Below are 11,369 nucleotides of genomic sequence, written 5' to 3' on the forward strand. Positions count from 1 at the left end.
GATGCGGCCATGGTCGCACAGGCAATCCACGCTCCATTCCGTGCCGGGCAGATATTGCATGACCAGCAGATCCGGGATGCTGCCGCTATCGGCAATGGCGGCACGCACCATCCAGGCGGGCAACACACGGTCATCGATGCTCATCAGCCGGTCAAAGGCCGGGCGTTCATCGTCCAGCTTGAAATAGCCTGATCCAAACACACCGCGCGGCGGCTTGATGCAGGCGGCATGGCCGGCGCCCGTGACGACATCCAGCGCAGCATCAAAGCTGGCGGCATCGTGCACGCTGATCGCCAGCGGCGTCGGCAGGCCGGCTGCCGCACAGATCGTGTAGAATTGCGCCTTGTTTTCAATCTTTTCCAGTGTGTCGGCATCGGCAGTGACCAGCGCCTTGGTGCCTATGGCTGCAAATTCATCCAGCCGGCGGGCAATGGCGCTGCGGCCGCGTTGCACCACAAACAGATCGATGCGGTTTGCTGCTGCGAAATCCAGGCACCAATCGGTATAGGCCGCCGCGCCGGCCGGCGTGCTGCGATCAAAGCTGGGCTCGAGTTGGGCGTGGTCGGCCGCCACCAGCATCGGGCTGCTGCCCCGGCTGTGGCTGGCGATGGTGGTGAACCGGCCGGACTGATTGACCAGCGCGATGGCGTTGCCGGTTTCCGAATAGCCGGCATTGTACCAGACGCGCAGCCGCCCCGAAGCGGGATCAGACTGCGGCTGCGCGTCTGGCACGTCGCCTATCAACCGACGTTGACGCCGTGCGACAGGGCCAGCGACTTGAGGCCGCCCGCAAAGCCGGAGCCGATTGCCTTCAATTTCCATTCCGCGCCATTGCGGTAGACTTCGCCAAAGATCATCGCGGTTTCGGTGGAGGCATCTTCGGACAGATCGAAGCGGGCCAGTTCCTTGCCGTCAGTGTCGTTGGCAACACGGATGAACGCCTTGCCGACCTGGCCGAAATTCTGCTTTTTCTGCTCAGCTTCGTGGATGGTCACGGCAAACACCAGCTTCTGCACGGCCGCCGGCACGCTGTTGAGGATGACCTTGATCTGTTCATCATCACCGTCGCCGGCGCCGGTCAGATTGTCGCCAAGGTGCGTGACGCTGCCGTCAGCTGAGGCCTTGTTGCCGTAGAAAATGAAGGATTTGTCGTCCACGACCTTGCCGTCGGCGCCGACCATGAACACCGAGGCATCAAGATCAAAACCGGCGCCATCGGTGACGCGCGGGTCCCAGCCGAGGCCAACGGTGACCTGGTTGAGACCGGGGGCTTCCTTGGACAGCGAGACATTGCCGCCCTTGCTAAGTGAAACTGCCATGTAAAATTTCCTTGTTCTGAGTGGGGGTGGAGCGATTTTGAGAATATGGAATGCCAGCGCAGCAGTTCAACTGCGCCGGAAGTGCATTTACCCGATACTGACACCCAACGAAGCCGCCAGCGGGCCAAGGCCGCCGGCAAAGCCCTGCGCCACGGCGCGAAATTTCCAGTCGCTGCCATGGCGGTAGACTTCGCCGAAAATCATCGCGGTTTCGGTGGAAGCATCTTCGGTCAGATCGAAGCGGGTGATTTCGATATTGTTGTCGAGGTTGACGACGCGGATGAACGCGCCCGACACCGAACCGAAATTCTGTTTGCGTAATGCCCCATCGTGGATGGTCACCGCCACGCTGATCTTGTGCAGTTCGGCTGGCAGTTTGGTCAGGTCCACCTTGATGGCTTCATCATCGCCGTCGCCCTGGCCGGTCGTGTTGTCGCCGGTATGCTCCACTGAGCCTTCGACGCTTTTCAGCTGGTTGTAGAAGATGAAATCATGATCGCCGCGCACCTTGCCGGCTTCGGTGAGCAGGAAGGCGGAGGCATCAAGATCAAAGGCCTGGCCATCGGTGGCGCGCACGTCCCAGCCCAGCCCGATCAGGATGCGGGCCAGCCCGGGGGCTTCCTTGGACAGGCTGATGTTGCCGCCTTTGCTGAGACTGATCGCCATGTTGTTCCTTTCCTAGATGCTGGGGTTGGCGCGCTGGTGGCGGATCGATGACCAGAGTGACAGGCCGATCAACGTCGCGCCAACAAGGCCGGTGACGGTTTCGGGGATTTCAACCAATACCGAAGCAAACATGATGCCGGCGAGCGCGAGGATGGCCCAGAAGGCACCATGTTCCAGAAACATGAACTGCGCCAGCGTGCCCTGCCGCACCAGCGCCACGGTCATCGAGCGGACGAACATGGCGCCAATGCCGAGGCCCAGCGCGATGATGATCAGATTGTTGGACAGGGCAAACGCCCCGATCACGCCATCGAAGGAGAAGGACGCATCGAGCACTTCGAGATAAAGAAACGCGCCCAGCCCGCTGCGCTGAACGGCGCCCGTCGCATCGTCGGAAGCGCCCAGCAAATGGCCAAGCCAATCGACGGCAAAGAAGGTGAACACGCCGAACACCGCGGCAATGAAGAAGGTATAGCCCTCCGCCATCGGCAGCAGCCGCGAAATGCCATAGGCCAGCAGCAGCACGATGAAGATTTCCAGCGCTTCAAGATTGGCGAATTTCACCAGCTTGGTTTCAATCCACGGGAACCAATGATGTTCCTTTTCAGCGTCCATGAAGAATTTCAGGCCGACCAGAAACAGGAATGCGCCGCCAAAGCCCATGATGCTGTGGTGCGCTTCGGATACGATGCGGGCATATTCGGCCGGCTGGCCAAACGACAATTGCACCGCTTCGATCGGGCCGAGATTGCCGGCCACCGCCACGATCAGGATCGGGAAGATGACGCGCATGCCGAACACGGCGATCAGGATGCCCCAGGTCAGGAACCGCTGCTGCCAGACTGCATCCATATCCTTCAGGGTGGTGGCGTTCACGACGGCATTGTCGAACGACAGCGACACTTCGAGGATGCCCAGCACCACGCAGATCCACAGCGCCGCAAGCGCCGCCTGGACGGTGCCGCCGCTGGCATAACCATAAGCCGCGCCGGCAATCAGCGCGACGATGGTAAAGATGAAGGAGCCGGTAAAATGTTTGAGCATCAACTGTCTTTCAGGAAGGTCGCTTGCGGGGCGGGGTGCAGGGGAAATCGGCTATTTTGATCCGGATTTCCAACGCATGCCAAAGCCCAATTGTTCATCATATTCGCGGTGGCTGACGAAATATTCCATCAATCGCGTGAATTTCATGGTGCCGCCAATATTTTCAATCAACGCCAGCCCGCAAAATCCGCGGCCGCTTGGCCCGTCGCTCATGATGAATTCGATCGGCGGCTGATCGGGCATGGTGATGGTGACCAGGCCATTGGTTTGCCGCCAGTCCTTCGCGCCTTCGTAGATGAAGGCGAACAGCGCGATGCGGCGGATTTGCGCCCAGTTGCGGCCATTGATGTGCATGGTTTCACCGCTGGACAGGGCGCCGGTGCGGTCATCCTGATCCAGCGCGATATAGGGCACCTGGTCGAGCGATCCGAACATGCCGCCCAGCGCCTGCACGGCGCCCTTGCGGCCATCGGCCAGCTCAAACAGGCAGCCAAGATCGAGATCAAGCGGCTTGGCTTTGCCAAACAGGCCGGTGCCGCCTGCGGTTGTCCAGTTCAGATTGACGGAGATCGAGCCAAAGCTGGATCCGCGCTTTTCGAGGCTGACAGTGGGTTTGGCCTTGTCGAGCGTGATCTTGGCAAGACTGACCGGTGCAGCGGCGGCGGGTGGCGGTGATGGGGGCGGCGGCGGCGGTGCGGGCGCAGGTGCGGCGTTGCCGGACACATCCAGCCCGAACGAGCGGGCCAGCGGTTCCAGCCCGCCATTGAAGCCTTGCGCCACGCCGCGAATTTTCCAGGCATCGCCGCGCCGATAGACTTCGGCAAAGATCAGCGCTGCCTCGCTGGCGCCGTCGAGTGCCGGCGCAAAGCTGATGCTGTCGGCGCCGCAGGTCGCGGCCATGGCGGCGCCGGCGAAATCGGCCATGGTGCGGCCGGCGGTTTCAACGGTCAGGCAGAACACGATCTTGTCGATTTCAGCGGGCAGGCGGCTGGTGTCGATCTGAAACACCGCTTGGCCCGGTGCAGCGGCGGTAATGGCAGCGCCGCCGCTGGGGTGGCTGGTCTGGTTGAAAAACACCATGTCGCTGTCGCCGCGCACCTTGCCGGCCGCGGTCAGCAGATAGGCCGTGGCGTCGATGCCGCCGCGCGTGGTGGGCCAATCAAAGGCCAGTTTCACCGTGGTGGCCGGCAGCGGCGCGTTGCCGCCTTGCGCAAGCTGGGTCATGATTTCACCTGATTGTCGGGATCAAAGCGCGGCGGTGATGATCGGCATCAAATCCTTGAAGGTCGCGCCGTAGCCGGGCGTGCCGACTGCCACGAAATCCCAGCCGCCATCTTTGCGCACCAGTTTGGCCATCACCAGCGCGGTGTGCTTGCCGGTTTCCGACAGGTTGACGCGGGCCAGTTCCTTGCCGGTGGCGGTGTCCACGGCGCGGCAGGTGGCGTTGGCAATCTTGCTGAAATCCTGGCCAGTGAAGCTGTTCACGGTGAACATCAGTGTTTGCACGGCAGCCGGCACGCTGCCCAGCCGCACGTTGATCACTTCATCATCGCCGTCGCCGTCGCCGGTGCGATTGTCACCGCTGTGCAGCACACTGCCGTCCTTGCTTTGCAACTGACGAAACCAGATCGTGTCGATCAAGCCGCCGGCTGCATCGAACATAAGACACGAGGCATCCAGATCGATGCTGCCGCCGCCGCCGCCAAACATGCTGCCGAGCAGGCCGCCGCGCTTGGCAACGTCCCAGCCCAGGCCCATGGCGACCACCGACAGGCCCGGCGCGGCTTTTGACAGGCTGATGCCTTGACCCTTGGAGAGCGAAACCATCGTCTGTCCTTTCACTGCTGAATTTCTGCAACCGCATCGTGTGCCGGCAGCTTCTACAGATACAAGCCATGCGGCGCAACGCAGCCTGGCCGACCCTGCAGGTGCCGGCTCCACATCGGCAAACATGTCGCCACGTTGAAAACCCAATGATGATCACGTGATATTCAAAAATCCTTCCCAAAATCGTCATGAAATATTCAATATTCTGCAAGGCCGCCTCGGTAGGCCGGACTGATCCTTTTTCGCAACCATGTCCCAGAGGCCGACCTGCATGCGCCCTTTCATGATCTCCGTGTTTGCAGCCAGCCTGCTTGTTGCTGCGTCACCAGCGCAGGCCAAGCTGGCGGTGGCGGCCGATATCACTGCGGCTGCCGAGCGCGACAACGGCAAGATCAATTTGCGCTGGGAAGGCCTGCTGGCCCCGGTGCGCGTGTATCGGCTGCCCAGCGCGGACGCGCCGCTGCGTAGCGGTTCGCCGGTCGGCACCGTGAAAACCGGTAACAGCCTCGCGGTGACCGTGCCGGCCGGCGACCGCCCATATTATCTGCTGCGCGATGTGCTGGGCAATGATGTGCGGGTGGCCGAGCGCTTGCTGCCACTGGAAGGCGGCAGCAATTTCCGTGATCTTGGCGGCTATCGCGGCGCGGGTGGGCGGCCGGTGCGGTGGGGGCAATTGTACCGCTCGGCCGTGATGTCCGGCCTTACGCCGGCCGATTTCACCACGCTGGCGCGGCTTGGTATCCGCACCGTGTGCGATTTTCGCGCCACCGGGGAGCGGACCCGCGATGTGGTGAACTGGCCAGCGGCGAGCGCGCCCAAGCTGCTGGTGCGCGATTACGAACTGGATATGCGGCCGATGATGGCGGTGTTTGCTGGCGGCACCCAAGTAACCCCTGAGCAGGCGCGCGGCGCCATGGCCGGCTTTTACCGTGAGCTGCCGTTTCAATTTGCTGGCCAATACAAGGCAATGTTTGCCGAACTGCTGGCGGGCGCCGCGCCGCTGGCGTTCAATTGCTCGGCCGGCAAGGACCGCACCGGCATGGCCGCCGTGCTGATCCTGCTGGCGCTGGGCGTCGACAAGGAGGCCGCGATTGGCGATTTCCTGCTGTCCAATCGCTATTATCGTCCGGCCGCGCCAAAACCGGGTGCCGCGGCGGATCCGACGATGGCGATGTTTGCGCGGTTGCCGCCCGGTGTCGCACAGGCGTTCCTGGGGGTGGACCGCAGCTATATCTATGCAGCGCTGGCCGAAATCGAGGCGCGCGGCGGCCTTGATCGCTATTTCGCAGCTGAAATGGGCCTGGGCCCTGCAGAGCGTGCGCGTTTGCAAAACCTGTATCTGCAACGTTGAGTATGGCCCAAGACGGCTTGAAATAGGGCGCGGCCGGGCGGATAGCATCGGTCATGCCGCAGTTGCTGCCCCGATGACCAAAACCGGCCTAACCGCCGGCATGCACCGCATCACCGGCGGCAGCTTCGCCATGGGATCGGCCGGCTGGTACCCCGAGGAAGCGCCGGTGCGGCAAGTGCGGGTGAATGATTTCTGGATCGATGAAACCCCGGTGACCAACCGTGATTTCGCGCGGTTCGTGGCTGCCACCGGCCATGTCACGCTGGCGGAAATTGCCCCCGATCCAAAGGCTTATCCGGGCATGGCACCGGAACTGGCCGTGCCTGGCGCTTTGGTGTTCACCCCCACGGCCGGGCCGGTGCTGCTCAGTGAATATCATCGGTGGTGGGCATTTGTGCCGGGCGCGAATTGGCGACGCCCGCGCGGGGCGGGCAGCGATCTGACCGAGGATTTGTGGGAGCATCCGGTGGTGCAAGTGGCGTGGAGCGACGCCGCCGCCTATGCGAAATGGGCCGGCAAGGCGCTGCCCACCGAAGCCGAACATGAGTTTGCAGCGCGCGGGGGGCTGGACGGCAAGGATTTTGCGTGGGGCGATGAACTGGCGCCCGGCGGGGCATTATTGGCCAATTATTGGCAGGGCGAATTTCCGCATGATAACAAGGCGGCTGATGGCTGGCACGGCACGTCGCCGGTGCGCAGCTTTGCCGCCAATGGCCACGGCCTGCACGACATGATCGGCAATGTCTGGGAATGGACGCAGGATTGGTGGCAGGACCGGCCAGCCAAGGCTCGCAAGCGCCAGCCTGGCGCGTGCTGCACCATCCCTAATCCGCGCGGCGGCACCTTGTGGGGCAGCTATGATCCCGCCCAGCCCAAGATCAAGATCGGCCGCAAGGTGTTGAAAGGTGGGTCACATTTGTGCGCGGTCAATCATTGCCAGCGGTTTCGCCCGGCGGCGCGCCATCCCGAAATGATCGATACTGCCACCACCCACATCGGGTTTCGCTGCGTGGTGCGCGCCTGATGCCCCTAGATGCATCGGTGATGGACGCGGCGGCTGCGGATGGGCAAGGTGATACCATGTCCATGATCCCGAACCCGCCGGCTGTTCAGTCATGAAGCGTCTGGCCATTGCCGCGCTGCTGGTGCTGGGTATCGCGGCCTTTGTGCTGCTCGATCTGGGCCAATATCTCTCGCTGGCGGGCCTGAAAGGTCGGCAGGCGGAGTTTGCGGCGCTGCGCGAGGCTTATCCCTGGCAGGTCGCGGGCGGTTTTTTCCTGGCTTATGTGGCGGTTACGGCATTGTCCTTGCCCGGGGCTGCCATCATGACGCTGGCGGCGGGCGCGTTGTTTGGCGTGGCATTGGGCACGCTGATCGTGTCATTTGCCTCCACGATCGGGGCGACATGCGCGTTTCTGGCGGCGCGATATTTGCTGCGGGATGTGGTGCAGGCGCGCTTTGGGGAGCGGTTGCGCCCGATCAACGAAGGCGTGGCGCGCGACGGGGCTTTCTATCTGTTTTCATTGCGTTTAGTGCCGGTGTTTCCGTTTTTCCTGGTCAATCTGTTGATGGGCCTGACGCCGATCCGCACCGGCTTGTTTGCCATCGTCAGCCAGATCGGCATGCTGCTGGGCACCATCGTTTACGTGAATGCCGGCACGCAGCTGGCGCAAATCGACAGCCTGGCGGCGGTGGCCTCGCCGGGCCTGCTGGCGTCGTTTGCGGCACTGGGTGTGCTGCCGTGGCTGGGCCGCTGGCTGATGGCTGTCATCAAACGCCGCCGCCTGCTGGCAGGCTGGCGCCGGCCGCTGGCATTTGATCGCAATCTGGTGGTCATTGGTGCCGGCGCGGCGGGTTTGGTGTCCGCACTGATCGCCGCCACCGTGCGCGCCAAGGTCACGCTGGTGGAATCGGGCGAAATGGGCGGCGATTGCCTGAATTATGGCTGTGTGCCGTCCAAGGCGCTGATCAAATCGGCGCGCGTCGCGCATCAGATGCGCCATGCCGATGCCTATGGCCTGACCGCCGCCGCGCCGCAGTTTGACTTCCGCGCCGTAATGGCCCGCATCCAGGCCGCCATCGCCGCGATTGCCCCCAACGACAGCGTGGAGCGCTACACGGGCCTGGGCGTCGATGTGATCAAGGGCCATGCCCGCATCATCGATCCGTGGACCGTTGAAATTGTCGGCAACGATGGCAGCACCCGGCGGCTGACCACCCGCGCCATCATCCTGGCTGCCGGCGCAGCGCCGGTGGTGCCCGATTTGCCGGGATTGGCCGAGCACGGCCTGACCAGCGAAACCCTGTGGGAACATTTTGCCGAACTGGACGCGCTGCCGCGCCGCATTGTCGTGCTGGGCGGCGGGCCGATTGGCTGCGAGCTGGCGCAGGCACTGGCCCGGCTGGGCGCCGAGGTCACGCAGGTGGAGCGCGGCGCGCGCGTGTTGCCGCGGGAGGACGAGGATGTTGCGGCGCTGGCGGCGCAGGCGCTGGCAGCGTCCGGCGTCACGCTGCTGACCGGGCATGAGGCGCTGCGCGTTGATCCCGGCAAGAATCTGGTGGTGAAGGCCGATGCCGGCGAAGTGACCATCGCCTTCGACGCCCTGATCGTGGCGGTGGGCCGCAAGCCCCGACTGCAGGGCTATGGGCTGGAGGCGATCGGCATCGATCCCGGCGCGCCGCTGGCCGTTGATGCCCATCTGGCGACGCAATATCCGCATATCTTTGCCGCCGGCGATGTGATTGGGCCGTATCAATTCACTCATGTTGCCGCGCATCAGGCGTGGTACGCCAGCGTCAACGCGCTGTTTGGCGATCTGCGCCGCTTCAAGGTCGATTACCGCGTCATCCCGTGGACGACGTTCCTCGATCCCGAAATCGCCCGCGTCGGCCTCAATGAGGCTGATGCCAAAGCCGCCGGCGTGCCGCACGAAGTGACCATCTATCCGCTGCACGAGCTAGACCGCGCCATCGCTGACAGCGCCACCAGCGGCTTCGTCAAGCTGCTGACCGTGCCCGGCAAGGATCGCATATTGGGCGTCACCATCGTGGGCGAACATGCCGGCGAATTGCTTGCGGAATATGTGCTGGCCATGAAGCACGGGCTGGGCCTCAACAAGATCCTTGGCACCATCCACAGCTACCCGACGATGGCCGAAGCCAACAAATTTGCCGCCGGTGTCTGGAAGAAGAAACACGCGCCGCAGCAGTTGCTGCGCTGGGTGGGCCGCTATCATGATTGGCGGCGCGGTTGATGGCGCAATTCCAGGGCCTGATCGGCATCGCCGGCATGATGCTGCTGGCGTGGCTGCTCTCGGAAAATCGCGGGCAGCGGCCGGGCTGGTTCTGGCTGGCGGGCGCGCTGCTGCTGCAAGTCGCCATCGCGCTGGTTGCGACCCGCGTGCCGCTGATCTGGACGGCGGTGGCGCAGGTGAATCATGTGGTGAGCGCGATTGAAACCGCCACCTTGGCCGGATCGAGTTACATGTTCGGCTATCTGGGCGGCGCGGCGATCCCGTTCGTGCTGAAACCCGCCGAAGGCCCGCCGCTGGTGATTGCATTCCAGATTTTGCCATTGATCATCGTGTTTTCGGCGCTTTCGGCGCTGCTGTGGCACTGGGGGGTGCTGCGGGTGGTGGTGAATGGCCTGTCGTGGGCGTTGCAGCGCACCTTGGGGGTGAATGGCGTCGTTGGGCTGGCGGGCGGGGCCGGGATTTTTCTGGGCGTGGTGGAAACGCCGCTGGTGCTGCGCGCCTGGCTGGGCGGCGTGCGGCGCGGCGATCTGTTTGCCATCATGGTGATGACCATGGCGACGATATCGGGCGCGATCCTGGTGCTTTATGCCAGCACGCTGGGCAAGACTCTGCCGGATGCCGCCGGCCACATGATCGTCGCCTCGCTGCTCACCTTGCCGGCGGCGCTGCTGGTGGCGCGGCTGATGGTGCCATGGCCCGATATTGAAGCTGGCGGGGCCGGCAAAAGCAGCGCCGACCCGGTGCTGATTTATGATGGCAGCATGGATGCGATCGTGCGCGGCGCCATGGAGGGGATGCAGCTGGTGCTGGCGGTGATTGCCATCATCATCACGGCGTTTGCGCTGGTCAATCTGGTCGATCAGTTGCTGGCGCTGCTGCCGCCGCTTCTGGATGACGGGCCGCTCACCCTGCGCCGCCTGCTGGGCCTGGTGTTTGCGCCGGCGATGTGGGCCATCGGCGTGCCGTGGGCGCAGGCCGACGCGGCGGGCAGCCTGATGGGCACCAAGGCGATATTGAACGAATATGTCGCCTATCTCGATCTGGCGGCGCTGCCGGCGGGGACATTCAGCCCGCGCAGCCTGCTCATCGTCACCTATGCGCTTTGCGGCTTTGCCAATCTGGCCAGCGTTGGCCTGATCGTGTCCACCATCGCCACGCTGGCGCCGGAGCGGCGCGCCGAAGTTGCCGGGCTTGGCCTCAAAAGCTGGCTGGCCGGCAACATGGCCACGTTGATGAGCGGGGCGATGATCGGCCTCGTCACCCCGGTCTGAAGGCGGGCCTGACCGCATGTTCGATGCGCGCCTGCGCCCCTATATCGATCCGCCGCTCAATTGGCTGGGCCTGGCGCTGGCGCGGGCCGGCGTCACCGCCAATGGCGTCACGCTGGCCGGCTTGGTGCCAGGGCTGGCGGCGGCCGCGGCGATAGCCAATGGGCAATATCTTGCCGGGCTGGCTCTGATCCTGCTCAATCGCTTGCTCGATGGGCTGGACGGCGCGGTGGCGCGGGCGCGCGGCCCCAGTGATTTTGGCGGCTATCTCGATATCGTTGCCGATTTTCTGTTTTACGCCGCAATTCCGGTCGGGTTCGGGCTGGCGGCGGCGGCCAACACGCTGCCAGCGCTGCTGCTGGTGGCGGCCTTCACACTGACCGGCATCAGCTTTCTGGCCTTCGCCGTGCTGGCCGCCAAGCGCGGCGTGGAAACCAGCGCGCACGGCCGCAAAAGCTTTTTTTACAGCACCGGGCTGGCCGAAGGCACCGAAACCATCGCGTGTTTTATCGCCATGTGCCTGTGGCCGCAGCATTTTGCCGTGATCGCCTATATCTATGCCGGGCTGTGCATCCTAACCGTCATCCAGCGCACCGCCATGGCCCGGCAGCAGTTCGGCGTGCAGCCATAGCGCTGACAG

Annotated in this window: 11 protein-coding genes; 5 read left to right on the forward strand and 6 right to left on the reverse strand. The window is 63.6% G+C overall.

Features of this window, described 5'->3' with window-relative positions:
- The 6 genes from ABWP50_RS05455 to ABWP50_RS05480 form a co-directional block, all read right to left on the reverse strand.
- On the reverse strand, positions 1-732 hold a 732-nt coding region (locus tag ABWP50_RS05455), incomplete at its 3' end, for an ATP-grasp domain-containing protein (protein WP_353216981.1).
- An 8-nt stretch (positions 733-740) separates the two neighbouring features.
- Complete coding sequence (locus ABWP50_RS05460) at positions 741-1,319, reverse strand: TerD family protein (protein WP_353216982.1); 579 nt, start codon at positions 1,317-1,319, stop codon at positions 741-743.
- Positions 1,320-1,406: 87 nt separating this feature from the next.
- Entirely contained in the window at positions 1,407-1,985 is a 579-nt protein-coding gene (locus tag ABWP50_RS05465; protein ID WP_353216983.1) for a TerD family protein, read from the reverse strand.
- A 12-nt stretch (positions 1,986-1,997) separates the two neighbouring features.
- Entirely contained in the window at positions 1,998-3,029 is a 1,032-nt protein-coding gene (locus tag ABWP50_RS05470) for a DUF475 domain-containing protein (protein ID WP_353216984.1), read from the reverse strand.
- 51 nt (positions 3,030-3,080) lie between these two features.
- A complete protein-coding gene (locus ABWP50_RS05475) occupies positions 3,081-4,253 on the reverse strand; it encodes a TerD family protein (RefSeq protein WP_353216985.1) in 1,173 nt (390 codons plus the stop codon).
- A gap of 21 nt (positions 4,254-4,274) precedes the next feature.
- Positions 4,275-4,856 (reverse strand): TerD family protein, encoded by a 582-nt coding sequence (locus ABWP50_RS05480; protein WP_353216986.1) that lies wholly within the window; start codon positions 4,854-4,856, stop codon positions 4,275-4,277.
- A 271-nt stretch (positions 4,857-5,127) separates the two neighbouring features.
- On the opposite strand from ABWP50_RS05480, the gene ABWP50_RS05485 reads away from it, so the two are divergent.
- The 5 genes from ABWP50_RS05485 to ABWP50_RS05505 all read left to right on the forward strand — a co-directional run bounded on the left by ABWP50_RS05485 (position 5,128) and on the right by ABWP50_RS05505 (position 11,360).
- Positions 5,128-6,207, forward strand: coding sequence for a tyrosine-protein phosphatase (locus ABWP50_RS05485; protein WP_353216987.1), 1,080 nt, complete (start codon positions 5,128-5,130; stop codon positions 6,205-6,207).
- A 73-nt stretch (positions 6,208-6,280) separates the two neighbouring features.
- A complete protein-coding gene (locus ABWP50_RS05490; RefSeq protein ID WP_502950984.1) occupies positions 6,281-7,231 on the forward strand; it encodes a formylglycine-generating enzyme family protein in 951 nt (316 codons plus the stop codon).
- Positions 7,232-7,322: 91 nt separating this feature from the next.
- Positions 7,323-9,461, forward strand: coding sequence for a dihydrolipoyl dehydrogenase family protein (locus tag ABWP50_RS05495; protein WP_353216988.1), 2,139 nt, complete (start codon positions 7,323-7,325; stop codon positions 9,459-9,461).
- Positions 9,446-10,732 (forward strand): NupC/NupG family nucleoside CNT transporter, encoded by a 1,287-nt coding sequence (locus tag ABWP50_RS05500; RefSeq protein WP_353216989.1) that lies wholly within the window; start codon positions 9,446-9,448, stop codon positions 10,730-10,732. The genes ABWP50_RS05495 and ABWP50_RS05500 overlap by 16 nt, the downstream gene beginning before the upstream one ends.
- Before the next feature lie 16 nt (positions 10,733-10,748).
- Entirely contained in the window at positions 10,749-11,360 is a 612-nt protein-coding gene (locus tag ABWP50_RS05505) for a CDP-alcohol phosphatidyltransferase family protein (RefSeq protein WP_353216990.1), read from the forward strand.
- The last annotated feature ends 9 nt before the right edge of the window (positions 11,361-11,369 follow it).

Source organism: Sandarakinorhabdus sp., from assembly GCF_040398645.1.
Taxonomy (GTDB): Bacteria; Pseudomonadota; Alphaproteobacteria; order Sphingomonadales; family Sphingomonadaceae; genus Sandarakinorhabdus.